The organism is Streptomyces lycii (assembly GCF_009735685.1).
Taxonomy (GTDB): Bacteria; Actinomycetota; Actinomycetes; order Streptomycetales; family Streptomycetaceae; genus Streptomyces; species Streptomyces lycii.
Map to the genome: position 1 here is coordinate 91,781 of NZ_WHPN01000293.1, position 15,239 is coordinate 107,019.

Consider the following 15,239-nt stretch of genomic DNA (forward strand, 5'->3'; position numbering starts at 1 on the left):
GAACCGTCCGACGGCTGTCCGTGGAGGCAGAGCGACCACTCGGTCTGCCGCTGCGCCGCCTCGGCGTCGCGAGCACCGCCGGGCGGCATCCCTGCCACCTGTGACGCAGACCACATGCCGTTCCTGTCAGGGATCGGGGCGCTGTCCCGCTCAACTCACGAAGAGCGGAGCGAACCGACAGGAGCGACACCATGAAGCACCGCATCGTCGTCCTCGGCGCCGGCTATGCCGGGGCCTACGCGGCCGGGAACCTGGCCCGCCGGCTGTCCCCGGCCGACACCGAGATCACCGTGGTCAACGCCGTGCCCGACTTCGTCCAGCGGCTGCGGCTGCACCAGCTGGCGGCCGGCCGGGACATCGAGGCACCGCAGCTCGTCGACGTCTTCGCGGGCACGGGGATCCAAGTGCGCGTGGCCCGTGTCACCGCCGTCGACCCCGAGCGCCGGGCCGTCGCCATCGCCGACGCGGCCGGCGGCGGCGAACTCGGTTACGACACGCTTCTCTACGCGCTCGGCAGCCGCGGCGCCTCCCACAGCGTCCCCGGCGCAGCGGAGCACGCCTTCGACGTCGCAGCCCGGCCCTCGGCGCTGGGTCTGCGCGAACGCCTGGACGGGCTGGGCGGGCGGGGCGGAGGCGGGAGTGTGGTGGTCGTCGGCGACGGGCTGACCGGCATCGAGACCGCCACCGAGATCGCCGAGTCCCGGCCCGGCCTGTCGGTGACGCTGATCGCCCGCGACGAGCTGGGCGCCCGGCTCTCCGCCGGAGCCCGCGGCCACCTGCGCCGGGCGTGCGACCGCCTCGGCATCACCGTCCTGGAGCACACCGGCGTCGAGGCCGTCGAAGCGGCGCGGGTGCTCTGCGCCGACGGCAGCGCCCTTGCCTCCGACGCGACCGTGTGGACGGGCGGGTTCGCGGTCGGCCCCGTCGCGGCCGCCGGCGGGCTGGAGGTCACCGGCAGCGGCCGGATCGTCGTGGACCGCACCATGCGGTCCGTCTCGCACCCGGACGTCTACGCCATCGGCGACAGTGTCCACGCTGTCGGGGACAACGGCCGCCCGCTGCCGATGTCCTGCGGCTCGGCCGGTTTTACGGGCCGGCAGGCCGTCGAGGCGATCGTGGGGCGCCTGACCGGCCGCGAGATCGCGAACGTCAAGCTGGTCCACCGGCACAACGCCGTCAGCCTCGGGCGGCGGGACGGGCTGTGGCAGTCGTTCGACGGCACAGGGCAGCCGAAGCCGAAGTACCTGGGCGGGCGGAAGGCCGCGCGGATCAAGGCGGCCATCGAGAAGGGGTCGCTGTGGGGCACCTCGCACCCGACCTTCGGCCTGCCCCAGCGCAAGCGCCGCCTGGCAGCCGCGCCGGATGCGTCCGCTGAGAACAGCGGTCGCGCAGCCGCCTAAGGTGATCCCCGTGGACAGCACCGCCACCGATCGCTTCGACACCAGCCGGTTCGAGGCCAGCCGGAACCGGCTGGCCTCGCTGGCCTACCGGCTGCTGGGCTCGGCCGCCGACGCCGAGGACGCCGTACAGGACGCGTTCCTGCACTGGCAGGCCGCCGACCGGCAGCGGATCAAGCTGCCGGAGGCCTGGCTGACCAAGGTCGTCACCAACCTGTGCCTGGACCGGCTTCGCTCGGCACGGGCCCGCCGGGAACGCACCGTCGGCACCTGGCTGCCCGAACCGCTCCTCGACGGCGACCCGATGCTCGGCCCGGCCGGCACCGCCGAGCAGCGCGAATCGGTCTCCCTGGCCCTGCTGACGCTCATGGAGCGCCTGTCACCCGTGGAACGGGCCGTCTACGTCCTGCGCGAAGCGTTCTCCGACAGCCACTCCGAGATCGCCGGGATCCTCGACATCACCGAGTCCGCGAGCCAGCAGCACCTCCACCGGGCCCGGCGCCGCATCACCGCCGCCCGCCGCCACGGCGGCGAAGCCGACGCGGCAGCCGCCCGCAAGGTCGTCGAGGAGTTCCTCGAAGCCGCCTCCTCGGGCCGCACCGAACGCCTGGTGGCGCTGCTCACCGACGACGCGACCGCGGTCTCCGACGGCGCGGGCCGGACCAGGACACTGCTGCGGTACGACACTCCGCGTCGCATCGCCGCCGTCGTACGGGCGGGCTTCAAGCCCACACCCGCCAAGCGGCGGTTCGCGGGCGGCACACCCGCGGTGCACTACGAGTGCGTCAACGGCGCCCCCGCCCTCCTCTTCGTGATCGGCGACCAGGTCATCGGCGCCGTCACGTTCGACATCGCGGGCGGCAAGATCGCGACCGTACGCAGCATCGCCGCCCCCGCCCGCCTCGTCCGCCTCACCGAAGCCTGGCGGCAGCACGAGCCGGACGCGCCGCTCATCAGCCAGTGGTGAAACGGCCCGCGGGACGGGTCCACGACGGGCGCGGTGGGGGTTTCGGAAAACGGGGGTTCCGGAAAGGGGGTTGGGGAAACGGGGCTTCCGGAATCGAGGTGTCCGAGGCGAGGTCGCCCTTGAGGCCCCTGCCGCGTCCGGCCCGAGGGGGCACCTCCCGGTACCGGGTACGGCTGTTGGGACACGCGTCACGCGAGCCGCGAGATGGTGTCCGCGATCATCGCCGCCCGGACGGCCACTTCACCGGCCGGGACGTCGACGCGTTCGTAGCCGAACCGCCGACAGCTCTGTTCGTGGACCCGCTCGAACGCCGGCGACTCCTGGAAGCTGATCCGTCGGGCAGCGGCGGGCTGACAGAACCCGATGTTGCGGACGAAGAAGACCTGTGGCGTGAGGCGGGGGCTCCGGTCGCCCCGGGCGTGGCGGGCCCGCCTGCGTGCGGCGCGGACAGACACATCCAGCAGCCCGGCCCGGACCGGCGGGATGGTTCGGCGGCGAGTGCGATGAGGGCTGCTGTCCGCGGCCGCCCGGTCTGGTGCCGCGGCGCGGGAGCCGGTCGTTGAACGCCCTGCGGCGGCGGGGACGGCCGGCGGCACGCCGGGGAACAGCCACGGAATTCCTGCGCTGCGCCGCGCACTCGCGGGACAGTCCCCGGTCGTCCGGCACGGCCGGGCGGCGGGAGGGACGGGAGCGCGGAAGGGGCCCTCGGCGAGCCGGTGAAGGAGTCCGGCCGGGCGGGGCGCGGTCAGCCGGCTGTTTCCGGACCGGAGCAGCACCCTGTCCGAGGTCCCGTGTGCCGACCGGCCGGCCGTGTCATACGGACGGTTGCGCCCGGCCGGCTGCTGGACGGGTTCCGGGAACGATGCCTACGGCGTGCCGGGAAGCCGGACCGTGACGCGGAGGCCGCCGGCAGGGCGGGGGGCCAGCCCGAGGGTCCCGTCGTGGGCGTGGACGACGCTGCGCACGATGGCCAGGCCGAGGCCCGCGCCGGCGTGCTCGTCGGTGCGTACCCGTTCCGTTCCGCGCCGGAAGGGTTCGGTGAGCGTCGGGACCATCTCCGCCGGGAGCGGGCAGCCCGTGTTCTCGACCCGCAGCACACTCGTGTCGCCCCGCGCCTCGGTGTGGACCACCACGGTGCCGCCGGCGGGGATGTTGTGGACGATCGCGTTCTGGACGAGGTTCGTCACCATCCGCAGCAGGAGTTCCGCGGAGCCGCTGGTCCGTGTCGGCCCGCCCGTGACGTCGAGCGTGATCCGGCGCTGTTCGGCGAGGGGCAGCAGGGTTTCGGCGGCTTCCTCGGCGATCAGGGAGAGGTCGACGCTCTCGCGGGCGAAGTTCCCGCGGTCGCTGCGGCTGAGCAGCAGGAGGGCCTCGGTGAGGTCGATCGCCCGCGTATTGACCGCCCGCAGGCGTTCGACGAACTCCTCCCGGTCCCGCCCGGGGTCCTCGCGGGCGACGTCGAGCAGCGTCCGCGAGATGGCCAGCGGGGTGCGCAGTTCGTGGGAGGCGTTCGCCGCGAACCTCTGATGCTCGGCGACGTGCGACTCGAGTTGTTCCAGCATCGCGTCGAACGTGTCGGCGAGTTCGCGGAATTCGTCCCGGCGGCCCGTCATACGGATCCGGTGGGACAGCGACCCGTCGCCGGCCATCCGTGCCGCGTCCGTGACCTGGGTGAGCGGTGCGAGCATCCGGCCGGCGAGGATCCATCCTCCCACGAGGCCGAACACGAGCAGGCCGAGCATCGCCACGGCCGCGGCGGGGGCGAAGATGCGCACCAGGAGGTAGCGGTTGGGCGCGATTCCGAGGAGGCCCTTGGGGTTGTCGGGTACGTAGCGCAGCAGGAACACCCACACCACGGCCAGCAGGAGAGCACCGGCGACGGCGAGGAACCCGGCGTAACTGAGGGTGAGTTTCAGCCGGGCGCTGAGCCCCGGGCGCCTATGCACGCGCGCCGCCGGGGCCGGCCGCGTCTCTGCCGGGGGCGGCGGCCTCCCTGCCGGGGCTTGCGACGTCTCTGCCCGGGGCTGTCACGTCTCCGCCAGGGGCGGTCACCTCCCTGCCGGGGCCGGGGCCGGGGCCGGTGGCCTCCCCGCCGGTGTCGATCCGGTAGCCGACGCCGGGGACCGTGGCGATGATCCATGGTTCGCCGAGCCGCTTGCGCAGCGCGGAGACGGTGATGCGCACGGCGTTGGTGAGCGGGTCGGCGTTCTCGTCCCAGGCTCGTTCCAGCAGCTCTTCGGCGCTCACGACCCCGCCCTCGGCGGCGACGAGGACCTCCAGCACGGCGAACTGTTTGCGGGTGAGCGCGACATAGCGCCCGTCGCGGAAGACCTCCCGGCGGAAGGGATCGAGCCGCAGGCCGGCGATCTCGCGGACCGGCGGCCGGGCGTACGCGCGCCTGCGGTCGAGCGCCCGCAGCCGCAGGACGAGTTCCCGCAGGTCGAACGGTTTGGTGAGGTAGTCGTCGGCGCCGAGGCCGAACCCGGAAGCCTTGTCGTCGATGCGGTCGGCAGCGGTGAGCATGAGGATCGGGATGCCGCTGCCGGAGGCGACGATGCGCCGGGCGACGTCGTCGCCGGAGGGGCCGGGGATGTCGCGGTCGAGGACCGCGAGGTCGTAGGAGTTGACGCCGAGCAGTTCCAGGGCGCAGTCGCCGTCGCCGGCGATGTCGGCGGCGATGGCCTCCAGCCGCAGGCCGTCACGGACGGCTTCGGCCAGGTAGGGCTCGTCCTCCACGATCAGTACGCGCATGTCCGAAGCCTAAGCAGCACCACATATCGCCGACGTATGCGAGACGCGTGCACACCGGACACACGACTCAGCCTGCCGGTGCGGGTGCGGGGCGAGGCCGGTCCGACGGCGCTCGGGCCGCGGTGCGCCACCAGCGGCGCGACGCGAGGGCGGCCAGCGCGGCGCCCGCGGCGTTGACCAGTACGTCGTCCACGGAGGACACCCGGTCCAGCCGCAGGACGTACTGTGCGGTTTCGACCAGGACCGAGCAGCCCGCCCCCAGCGCCAGGATCCGCGGCAGGGACGCCACCGCGGCGAACCGGACCGGGGCGAAGAATCCCAGCGCGGCGAAGACCAGCAGGTTCCCGGCGATCCCGAGCGGCCCCATCGTCAGCAGGTCCCGCAGCGGCACCAGGCTCACCCCGCCGGAGACGGTGCCGGCCTCGGCTCCCGGCATCATGGTCATCCACACGAAGGGCACCGTGCCGTGGACCATGCCCACCTCGGCCAGCGACATCCGCCACGCCGACGCGCCCCCGGCGGCACGCCGGCGGCGGGCCAGGGCCCACGCCGCCAGCGCGGCCGGCGGCAGCGCGGCCAGCGTCATGAGCACCACCCCGTTGAACGTGCCGAAGCAGCCCTGCCACCGCCCGGCCATGCACATCGGTGCGGACATCAGGAGTGGCCGGCGCAGGGCGAACACGGCGCCCGCCAGGGCGAGGACTCCCAGGCCGAGGAGCGTCGCGCGCCCGCGCGTACGGCGACGGGGCGGTGACGGCGGCGGCGAGGACGCGTTGTGGTTCATGCCCCCATGGGAGACGGCGGGCCGTTGCGGGGGCGTATGCGGTTTTCGATACGCCCGCGATACGCGGACCGCCGCGCCGGAGTGCGGCCGGGCCCGCGCCGGCTCGCGATCGAGCGGTGCGCCGGGGCTGCCGACGCGGACGGCGGCCGCCCCGGCCTCACCCCGCCGCGGAGTCACCCGCCGCGGCCGGGCCGGAGTTCGCGCGGGGCCGGCCGCGGCCGTACTCCGCCAGCGCGTGGAAAGCGGCTTTCGGCTCCCACGGCAGGCCCGGGTACGCCGTACCGGTGCGGCCGCCGCCGAGCACCTTGACCACGCCGAAGGACGCCTTGTCGAAATCGCGGTCGTCGTCGGTGCTCGTGTGCGGCAGGTCGTAGCGGGCGAAGGTGTTGACGAAGGCCGCGTCGACGGCGGACCGGTCGAAGGCGCGGAGGAGATCACGCAGGTAGCCGGCTTGTTCCTGTTCGTCACGGGTGACGGGGCCGGTGAAGCGCGCCGGACGGGCGAGGTCGTCCCACTCGACCACCGCGTCGCCCCGGCCTCCGGCGTCGGCGGCACCCCGGTAGGTGGTGCAGCCGAACTCCGTGACCGCGGCCGGCTTGCCGTGCGCGGTGAGCGCCCGCAGGCCGTCGGCGAGCCGGCCGGCGGTCCGCGCGTCGCGGTAGCCGGCGTCGGTGGCGACCACGTCGAACGGCGTCCAGTCAACGCCCTCGAACGGAAGTGAGGCATACCCGATCCGGCCGCCGAACCGGGTCCGCACCGCGGTGACCGCCTCGCCGAGGACGGCGTTGACCCGGGCCGGAAGACCGGGCAGTGCGGCGCGCAGCTGCTGCGGGTCGGTGAGGACCGCGGCGCGTTCCTCGAAGGTGTCGCCGGGGAGCAGGCCGACGGTGAAGAGGGAGATCTCCGAGCCGGTGAGGAAGACGACCTCGGCGCCTGAACGGCGCAGTCGTTCGGCACGTCCGGCGCTGTCGGCGAGAAAGTCGAGGAGTTCCGCGGTGGTGAGGCCGTTGGTGAACGGTGAGTACCAGACCTCCAGTTGTGCGTCGGCCGCGTGCCGCGCGGCGGTCTCGAGCCGGTCGCGGTCGCCGCCGGTGACGCGAACGGCGTCACAGCCCAGCTCGTCGCGGATGATCCGCATCTCGCGGCGGACGACGGCGGGGTCGAAGGGTTCGCGGGTGGTGGTTCCCGCGGTGGTGAAGCCGGTGTCGTAAGTGATGCCGAAGACGCGCACGACGGTGCTCTCCTCACGCTCTGCGGTACGTGCCGTACCTTATACGGTACTCACCGTACCCTGTGTGCGCACAGGAACGGGCAGGCGGGATTGCGGAACGAGACTTGCGGCATGGCGGAAAGTACGATGCGTACCGTAGATCCAGCTGTGCGGGGCGAGAGGGGACGGCCGGTGGCACGAGCCGGGAGGGAACCGGGGCAGGCCGCGTCGACGCGGCGGCGCGGGGCCGCGCTGGAGGAGGCCATCCTGCGGGCGGCCGCCGAGGTGCTGAGGGAGTCCGGCGTCCCGGGCCTGACGATGGACGAGGTGGCCCGGCGGGCCGGGACGAACAAGAACGCGCTGTACCGGCGCTGGCCGAACCGCGTCGCGCTCGGCGTGGCTGCGTACCGCCGGCTGGCCGCCGCCCGGACCGCGCCGCCGGACACCGGCTCGCTGCGCGGCGACACCCTGGAGATGCTGCGCCGCGCGAACAGCACCTGGTCGTCACCGTACGGCGAGATCCTGCGCGGCCTGATCGCGGCGGCCGGCGGCACTCCGGAACTCCTGGCCCAGCTGCGCGACCCGGCCGCGGACGGCGCGCATGAGGCGGCATGGCTGACCCTGCTCGGCCGGGCGGTGGCCCGCGGCGAAGCCGCGCCGGAGGCACTGCACCCCCGGGTCGCGTACGTGCCGATGGCGCTGCTCCGCAACGAGTACGTGACGCTCGGCACCCCGGCCGTTGCGGACGCCGTCCTCACCGAGATCGCCGACGAGGTCTTCCTGCCGCTGGTCCGCGGACGCGGCCCGCAGGGCGGCACACCGGCCCCCCAGGCCCCGCCCCGGGCGTGATCACGCAACGGCCGGAGGCCGCGCACCGGGACCCTAGTGGCGCGCGGCGAGCCTCTCCAGCAGGGCGGCGCTCCGCGCCAGCAACGCCCGTTCCTCGTCCGTGAGTTCGTCCTCGATGGCCTGCGCGAGCCAGCCGACCCTGCGGCCGCGCTCCGCCTCGAGCGCGTCCCGGCCCGCGTCCGTCAGCTCGACCAGCGACTTGCGGCCGTCCGTGGGGTGCGCCCGGCGCGTGATCAGGCCTTGCTCCATGAGCAGCCCCACCGCCCGGGCCATCGACTGCGGGCGCACGCGCTGATCGGCGGCGAGGTCGCTGGTGGTCATGGCGCCGTCGCGGTCGAGTACGCCGAGCACGGCGACCTGGCCGAGCGGGATCCGGTCCTCGTGTTTGACGCGCCGGGTGAGCTTGCTCATCGCGGCGCGCAGTCCGGCGGCGATGGCGGCGGCTTCCGAGGTGGGCATAGGGCACTTTACCTCGCTGCTCAACACGGCCGGCAGCTGACCTGCACAGCAATGCTGCACAGCCACACTGCACAGCAAAACTGGTCAGCATTGCTGTAGGGTTTGCCGTTGTCGGGCTCAGCGCCAGCGTTGTCGCAGCCGGGGCCGCGGCACACGACAACGGGAAGGACCTCCCATGTCCGCAAAGGCAGTCGGAACCGTCGACGCCGCCATCGAGACCGTCACCGCCCGCCCCGTCATCGACAGCCGGGGCAACCCCACCGTCGAGGTCGACGTCGTCCTGGCGGACGGGTCCCTGGGACGCGCGGCCGTCCCCTCCGGCGCCTCCACCGGCGCCCGGGAGGCCGTGGAACTGCGCGACGCGGACCCCACGCGCTGGCACGGCAAGGGCGTCGACCGCGCGGTGGCCCACGTCAACGGAGAGATCGCGACGTCCGTGCGCGGCCGGGACGCGGCGGACCAGGAGGGCCTCGACGCCGCGCTGGTCGCCCTCGACGGCACCGCCACGAAGTCCCGGCTCGGCGCCAACGCGATCCTCGGCGTGTCCCTCGCCACCGCCAAGGCCGCCGCGGCGGCCCACCGCCGGCCCCTCTACCGCCACCTCGGCGGCGCCGGCGCCCGCCTCCTGCCGCTGCCGATGATGAACATCGTCAACGGCGGCGCCCACGCCGACAACCCGCTGGACTACCAGGAGTTCATGATCGCGCCCGTGGGCGCGGACACCTTCGCCGAAGCCGTCCGGATGGGCAGCGAGATCTTCCACACCCTGCGCCGCGATCTGCTGGACGCCGGGCATTCCACGGCCGTCGGCGACGAGGGGGGCTTCGCGCCCGCGCTGCGCACCGCTGAGGAGGCGCTCGACTTCGTGACGGCCGCGATCGAGCGCACCGGCTACCGCCCCGGTACGGACGTCGGCCTGGTCATGGACCCGGCGTCGTCGGAGTTCTTCCGCGACGGGATGTACGACTACGCGGGCGAGGGCGTGCGCCGCACCCCGTCCGAGCACGCCGACCACCTGGCCGGGCTCATCGACACCTACCCGATCGTCTCCGTCGAGGACCCGATGGCCGAGAACGACCTGGACGGCTGGCGCGAGCTGACCGCCCGCGTCGGCGACCGCTGCCAGCTCACCGGCGACGACGTGTTCTGCACCAACGAGACGCTGCTGCGCGAAGGCATCCGCACCGGCGTCGGCAACTCCGTCCTGGTCAAGGTCAATCAGATCGGGACCCTGACCGAGGCGCTGGCCGCGGTGGACACGGCCCACCGGGCGGGCTGGACCGCCGTCATGTCGCACCGCTCGGGCGAGACGGAGGACACGACCATCGCGGATCTGGCGGTCGCGACCGGCTGCGGCCAGATCAAGACCGGCTCGCTCTCCCGCTCCGACCGCACCGCGAAGTACAACCAACTCATGCGGATCGAGGAGGAGCTGGGCGCCTCGGCGCGCTTCGCGGGCCGCTCCGCACTGCGCCGGGCGTGACAGCGGGCGGAAGGCGGAGACCACGCGGGCGGGCCCCGGTCACTGGCCGGAGGCCCGCCCGCCTGCCGGGCAGCCCCGGACCGTCCACCCTTGCGGACCACGCCTCCCCCGGGGACGACCGGCCGGTCCGGGGTCCGGTCCGGGGTCCGGGTCCGGGGTCCGGCCGGCGCCATAGGCGTTCCCTATAGCGCCCGATGACATTTCGTCTTTGCCTTCCGTTGCGTTCCGTACCTACCGTGAAACAGCTCGACGAGGCGCGCACCGCGGTTTCTCGGAGACCGGCGACGTTTCCCGGAGACGGACGCCGGGCGCGCGTCGGTTCTTCTTCCGTCGAGCGGACCGGAACGTGAACGGAAGGGCCACTGGCATGACCACAATCGAGCACGGGCCGGAAACTCGGGAAATCGAGCACGGGCCGGAAACGCGGGAACCCGCGGGAAAACGGACCCTGGTCACGATGGTTCGCGCGGTACCGGCGCGGCCGTCGTGACGCGCCGGCGCCTGGGCGCGGGCACCGGCGTGCCCATGCCCTCCGGGGCGGCGACGACCACGGTGCCGGAGGGGCCGACGTCGTGACGGCCGACGTACGGACACGGGCCGGAGCCGAGGCACTCGCCGAGGGGTGTTCCGGCCGGCCGAGCCGGCCGACCGGGAGCAAGCCCGTCGTGGACGGCGGCGAACTCCCCCGGCGCTGACACGGGCGGAATTCCGGAACGCTTTTTCGAACCGCATGCGTCTTCCGGCCCGCAGCGCCGGCGGAAACCGGGCACATCACCGATTTTTCAGAGAAGAGCAAGGAATTCTGGCATGGGTGAATACACCGAAAAGAACGCAGTGATCACGGGCGGCGGCAGCGGCATCGGGTTCGCGGTGGCGAAGCTTCTGGTGGACGGCGGAGCCCGGGTGGTGATCACCGGCCGTTCCGGGGCCACGCTCGACGCCGCGCGGGAGCGGCTCGGACCGAACGCGGTGGCCGTCCCGGGCAATGTGGCCTCGCTGTCCGACCTGGACGCCCTGGCCGGCCGGGTGAAGGACGAACTCGGCTCGGTCGAGGGCCTGTTCGTCAACGCCGGCATCGCAGGCCCCACGCCCTTCGAGTCGACGACGGAGGAGATGTACGACGAACTGTTCGCGATCAACGTCAAGGGCGCCTACTTCACTGTGCAGAAGCTCGCCCCGCTGCTGAGCCCGGGCGCCGGAGTCGTCCTCACCACCTCGGCCGCGAACGTCATCGGCCTGCTGGAGACCAGTGTCTACGCGGCCGGCAAAGCGGCGCTGCGCTCGATGGCCCGCAGCCTCTCCCGGGAGCTGCTTCCGCGCGGAATCCGGGTCAACGCGATCAGCCCGGGTCCCGTCGACACGGGCGCTCTGGACCGGACGATGACCGCGGAGGCCGCCGAGCAGTTCAAGGCGGACCGTGTCGCGGACAATCCCATGCACCGGTTCGGCACCCCCGGCGAAGTCGCCAGGGCGGCCGCGTTCCTGGCCTTCGACGCCACGTACACCACCGGCGCCGAGTTCCCCGTGGACGGAGGCGTCACCCAGCTCTGATCTCGTGCTGCTGTCACGCCAGGGACGGCCGCGGCGCTGCGGAGCGCGCGGGGAGGCAGGCGAGAAGGGCGGGGAGCCGGGACGGGTGGAGCGGCGGAGAGGCGCGGAGGGCGGAGCGGCAGAGAGACGGGAAGGGCGGAGCGGCGCGGAGCGGCGGCGAGAGGGGGTTGCGCGGCAGGGGCACAGGGCTCGGCGTGTGCGGCGCCGGTGGGGACGCGGTGCCGGGAGTTCACGGCTCCTGCCCCGCCTCCGGCTCCGGCTTCGCCCCCTGCTCCGGCTCGGCCCCTGCTTCACCTCCGGCTCCGGCTCCCCGCCTGCCCCACCTCCGGCTCCGCCCCCTGCTTCGCCCCCTGCTCCGGCTCCGCCCCTGCTTCACCTCCGGCTCCGGCTCCGCCCCTGCTTCACCTCCGGCTGCGTCCTGAGTTTCCGTACCACTCTGCCCTCCACCGTGTCGAGGGACAGCAGGCCGTAGTCCCGGGAGTCGACGCTCTGCTCCGGGTTGTCCCCGAGCACCAGGAGACATCCGGCCGGCACGGTGCCGGGCAGCGCTTCCGGGGCCGGCAGCCGGGTCCGGATCGCTTCCGGGACGGGGTCGCCGGGAAGCGCGGCCACCCGCTTGATGACGGGAAGGTGCCGTACGGCGGACCCTGTCGTCATACGAAGGCCCGTCGCCGTGTGCAACACGGCCACATCACCGGTGCGCAGCGCCGACGCGTGAACGCGGCGGGCGATCACCTTGTCACCCTCACGGAGCACCGGGCGCATGCTGGGGCCGACCACCCGTACGACCGTGATGTTGCGACGTATCCAGCGCAGGGCGGCCACCGCTGTCACGAGAGCCGTCAGGAGCAGCGCGCCGGTCACCTCCGCGGGGCCCATCACCGCACCTCGGCGGGCTCGCCGCGGTAGCCCCGGGCCTGCGCCTCGAACATCACGGAATACCGTCCCGCCTTCGCCATGAGCTGTTCGTGGCTTCCCCGCTCGATCACCCGGCCGTCCTCGATCACCAGCAGCATGTCCGCGGCACGCAGGGAACCGAGCCGGTGGGAGATGAGCACGCTGGTACGCCCTTGCCGGTAGCGGGTCAGGCCCTGGTGGATCTCCGCCTCGGCCTCCGCGTCGAGCCCGGAACTCGGTTCGTCGAGGATCAGCAGATCCCGGTCCCCGCGGAGATAGGCGCGGGCGATGGCAAGGCGTTGCCACTGACCGCCCGACAGGGTGACCCCTCGCGTGGCCTGCGCGTCGTCGCCGTGGAAGAAGATGCGCGAGAGCAGGGTGTCGTAGCGCCCGGGCAGCTCCGTGACGAAGCTGTGGGCACCCGCCTCGGCGGAGGCGGCGGTGATCCGTTCCGGGGAGGCGCCGGGCAGGTCTCCCAGCGCGATGTTCTCCGAGACGGTCAGGTCGTACTTCATGAAGTCCTGGAATACGGCGCCGGTCCGCCGGCGCAGTTGGGCGGGGTCCATCTCGCGGATGTCGACCCCGTCCCAGAGGATCGCCCCCCGCTCGACGTCGTACATCCGGCACAGGAGCTTGATGACGGTGCTCTTGCCGGCGCCGTTGCGGCCGACCAGTCCGAGCACCTGACCGCGGTGCACGGTGAAGCTCACGCCGCGCAGCGCCCAGGGCTGTTCGGGCGAGTAGCGGAACCACACGTCGCGGAACTCGATGCCGCGGACCAGTGGCGGGACGGACGCCGGGGACGGGTGCAGGGCCAGGTCGGGTTCGCTGTCGACGACGGCGAGGAAGTGCCGGAACATCAGCAGTTGGTGGTGCGAGCGGGCGATGTCGCGCATCATGCCGGCGCCGGCCGACTGCACGCCGACGACCGAGGCGATGAGCAGGGACACATCGCCGATGCTGATGCGGCCCTCCGCCGCCGCCACGGCCGCCCAGAGCACTGTCAGCCCCGCGCATCCGGCCGTGGCGAATCCGGCGAGTGACTGGGCCAAAAGCTCGCGCCGGTCCAGGCGGGCCCGTCCGTCGTTGATCTTGCGGCGCTCGGAAGTCATTCGGTCCCGCAGATGGCCGCCGATGCCGAACAGCCGTATCTCCTTGGCCGCCTGCAGGTTCGTCAGCAGTTCCCGGTAGAAGAACTCGCGGCGTTCGGTGGGGCCGAGCCGCCAGTGGGTTTCGGCGCGGCGCTTGGCCAGCCACAGCTCCACGGCCAGCACCGGGGCCACGGAGACGGCGATCACGACCGGCAGCCACCAGGCCAGCAGCGCGAGGGAACCGAGGAAACCCAGCGCCATGACGACGGCCCGCACGACGGAGAGGACCGCCGAGACCACGACACCCGGGGTCGCACCGCCGTGTTGCTGGGCCAGCCGCAGCCGGTCGAGGAAGACGGGGTCCTCCAGCCGTCCCAGCCCGACGAAGCGGCCGGTGGCCTCGTACAGCCGCTGCTGGGCCAGCAGGCCCACGCGGCGCTCCACTTCCTTGGTGGCGTACTGGACGGAGTGCGGCAGCAGCCCGCCCACGACACCGGCGGCGGCGAGCGCGGCTCCCAGCGGGACGACCCGGTCGACGGAGCCGTCGCGCTCGTGGGCGACCACGTCGATGAGCAGCTTGGTCAGCCAGGTGGTCAGGACCGGAACGAGGGCACTGAGGAGGTTGAGGACCACCAGGGTGCAGGTGTGCTTTCTGGCGGCCCGCCAGGTCAGGCCCAGCGCCCGGAGGATGCCACGCACCGGTTCACACGCTCTCGGTGACGGCGGCGCTCAGGCTGTCGATGCCCGGGCCCGAGGCGCGGACGGTGCCGCCCGCGTCGATCACTGCCAGCGCCGGGTACGCCTTGACGCCGAGCGCCCGCGCCACCGTCCCCCGGCGCCCCTCGACGACCACCGTGGCCACCGGGTCCAGCTGCCGCACGTCGTCCGCGAGTTCGGCGGGCCGGCCCACCAGGGTCACCAGGACCCGGTCACGGCTGTAGCCCTCGGACTCGATGAGGGAGAGAAAGCCGGGAAGGAGTTCATGGCAGGCCGAGCAGCCGTGGGCGAACACCCCGGCCAGCACCGGGCCCCGCGAAAGGAACCGCTCGGAGACGGTCTCGCCGCGCACCGTCACGCTCTCGAACGCCTCCACCTGCCCGCCTGCGGTACGCATGACGGCCGGCAGGCCGGCTGGTGGAGCGGTGACGGGGGACGGCCCGGCGTCCATGCCCCGGATCCGCCGTACGAGGCCGACGGTGAGGACGATGTTGAAAAGGGACAGTGCCCCGAAGAGGACCGTGAGTGCGATGACGAATGCCATGGGTGTCTCCCCCGTCAGTCGAGCGGTCGGAACAGGTGGGCGATGTCGTCGGTGAACGACGTCATGACGGCGACGGCGACGCCGGTCGCCAGCGCCGTGAGAACGACCTCGGCTCGCAGGCCGGTGGCCGTGCCGCCGAGCGCTGCCGCGAGACCGGACGCGGCCGCGGCGAGAAGCACCCCGTTACGGACCAGGTGGGCCGCGCCGACCGGCGCCGAGGACGCGCCGAAACACTGGCACGCCACCCGCCGGTCCTTGGCCACGGCGGCGCCGATGGCCGCGGTGAACGCGGCCAGAAGCCCCAGCGCCACCACGAATCCCGGGGCGGCGGACTCCGTGCGGAGCAGCAGTACGACGACGGCCGCCTCGGCGGCGATGACGGCGGGCGCCACCCCGCGCGCCGGCAGGCCCGGTGCGAGGCCGCGTACGGCGGTGACGAAATCGGTGTACCTCCGGCGTCCGCGGATCTTTCCCACGGCGGACAGCAGGAAGACCGTGCCGATCAGGGCACGACAGGAAATCAGTACGTAGTCCATCAG

General features: G+C 73.2%; 15 protein-coding genes. 5 read left to right on the forward strand and 10 right to left on the reverse strand.

The window, feature by feature from the left end; genetic code table 11:
• The first annotated feature begins 191 nt into the window (after nucleotides 1–191).
• Both GCU69_RS16550 and GCU69_RS16555 read left to right on the forward strand, forming a co-directional pair.
• Nucleotides 192–1,400 (forward strand): NAD(P)/FAD-dependent oxidoreductase, encoded by a 1,209-nt coding sequence (locus tag GCU69_RS16550; protein WP_156206488.1) that lies wholly within the window; start codon nucleotides 192–194, stop codon nucleotides 1,398–1,400.
• Nucleotides 1,401–1,410: 10 nt separating this feature from the next.
• Complete coding sequence (locus GCU69_RS16555) at nucleotides 1,411–2,364, forward strand: sigma-70 family RNA polymerase sigma factor (RefSeq protein WP_176604588.1); 954 nt, start codon at nucleotides 1,411–1,413, stop codon at nucleotides 2,362–2,364.
• Between the two features lie 188 nt (nucleotides 2,365–2,552).
• Here the strand turns inward: GCU69_RS16555 and GCU69_RS16560 are convergent, their stop codons facing one another.
• The 5 genes from GCU69_RS16560 to GCU69_RS16580 form a co-directional block, all read right to left on the reverse strand.
• Nucleotides 2,553–2,819, reverse strand: a complete 267-nt coding sequence (locus tag GCU69_RS16560; RefSeq protein WP_176604589.1) for a DEAD/DEAH box helicase family protein — start codon at nucleotides 2,817–2,819, stop codon at nucleotides 2,553–2,555.
• 411 nt (nucleotides 2,820–3,230) lie between these two features.
• Nucleotides 3,231–4,310, reverse strand: coding sequence for a sensor histidine kinase (locus tag GCU69_RS16565; RefSeq protein ID WP_156206490.1), 1,080 nt, complete (start codon nucleotides 4,308–4,310; stop codon nucleotides 3,231–3,233).
• Nucleotides 4,303–5,115: a response regulator transcription factor gene (locus GCU69_RS16570; RefSeq protein ID WP_235978518.1), complete on the reverse strand. Its 813-nt coding sequence runs from the start codon at nucleotides 5,113–5,115 to the stop codon at nucleotides 4,303–4,305. The genes GCU69_RS16565 and GCU69_RS16570 overlap by 8 nt, the downstream gene beginning before the upstream one ends.
• Nucleotides 5,116–5,182: 67 nt before the next feature.
• On the reverse strand, nucleotides 5,183–5,899 hold the full coding sequence (locus GCU69_RS16575) for a VanZ family protein (protein ID WP_156206491.1): 717 nt from the start codon (nucleotides 5,897–5,899) through the stop codon (nucleotides 5,183–5,185).
• A 157-nt stretch (nucleotides 5,900–6,056) separates the two neighbouring features.
• Nucleotides 6,057–7,130, reverse strand: coding sequence for a hypothetical protein (locus tag GCU69_RS16580; protein ID WP_156206492.1), 1,074 nt, complete (start codon nucleotides 7,128–7,130; stop codon nucleotides 6,057–6,059).
• A 171-nt stretch (nucleotides 7,131–7,301) separates the two neighbouring features.
• On the opposite strand from GCU69_RS16580, the gene GCU69_RS16585 reads away from it, so the two are divergent.
• Nucleotides 7,302–7,958, forward strand: coding sequence for a TetR/AcrR family transcriptional regulator (locus GCU69_RS16585; protein WP_235978519.1), 657 nt, complete (start codon nucleotides 7,302–7,304; stop codon nucleotides 7,956–7,958).
• 33 nt (nucleotides 7,959–7,991) lie between these two features.
• On the opposite strand, the gene GCU69_RS16590 is transcribed toward GCU69_RS16585, so the two are convergent.
• Entirely contained in the window at nucleotides 7,992–8,417 is a 426-nt protein-coding gene (locus GCU69_RS16590) for a MarR family winged helix-turn-helix transcriptional regulator (RefSeq protein WP_098754875.1), read from the reverse strand.
• A 175-nt stretch (nucleotides 8,418–8,592) separates the two neighbouring features.
• Between GCU69_RS16590 and eno the strand changes: the two genes are divergently transcribed.
• Together eno and GCU69_RS16600 are read left to right on the forward strand one after the other, a co-directional pair.
• Nucleotides 8,593–9,900: a phosphopyruvate hydratase gene (eno, locus tag GCU69_RS16595; protein WP_156206494.1), complete on the forward strand. Its 1,308-nt coding sequence runs from the start codon at nucleotides 8,593–8,595 to the stop codon at nucleotides 9,898–9,900.
• 807 nt (nucleotides 9,901–10,707) lie between these two features.
• Nucleotides 10,708–11,451: an SDR family oxidoreductase gene (locus GCU69_RS16600; protein WP_156206495.1), complete on the forward strand. Its 744-nt coding sequence runs from the start codon at nucleotides 10,708–10,710 to the stop codon at nucleotides 11,449–11,451.
• A gap of 372 nt (nucleotides 11,452–11,823) precedes the next feature.
• On the opposite strand, the gene GCU69_RS16605 is transcribed toward GCU69_RS16600, so the two are convergent.
• From GCU69_RS16605 to GCU69_RS16620, 4 genes are read right to left on the reverse strand one after another with little or no spacing between them, the layout of a single operon-like run.
• Complete coding sequence (locus GCU69_RS16605; protein ID WP_098750482.1) at nucleotides 11,824–12,330, reverse strand: S26 family signal peptidase; 507 nt, start codon at nucleotides 12,328–12,330, stop codon at nucleotides 11,824–11,826.
• Nucleotides 12,330–14,138, reverse strand: coding sequence for an ABC transporter ATP-binding protein (locus GCU69_RS16610; protein ID WP_156206496.1), 1,809 nt, complete (start codon nucleotides 14,136–14,138; stop codon nucleotides 12,330–12,332). The genes GCU69_RS16605 and GCU69_RS16610 overlap by 1 nt, the downstream gene beginning before the upstream one ends.
• Before the next feature lie 4 nt (nucleotides 14,139–14,142).
• Nucleotides 14,143–14,700 (reverse strand): TlpA family protein disulfide reductase, encoded by a 558-nt coding sequence (locus GCU69_RS16615; RefSeq protein WP_156206497.1) that lies wholly within the window; start codon nucleotides 14,698–14,700, stop codon nucleotides 14,143–14,145.
• 14 nt (nucleotides 14,701–14,714) lie between these two features.
• Nucleotides 14,715–15,236: a MauE/DoxX family redox-associated membrane protein gene (locus GCU69_RS16620; protein WP_170315870.1), complete on the reverse strand. Its 522-nt coding sequence runs from the start codon at nucleotides 15,234–15,236 to the stop codon at nucleotides 14,715–14,717.
• Nucleotides 15,237–15,239: the final 3 nt, after the last annotated feature.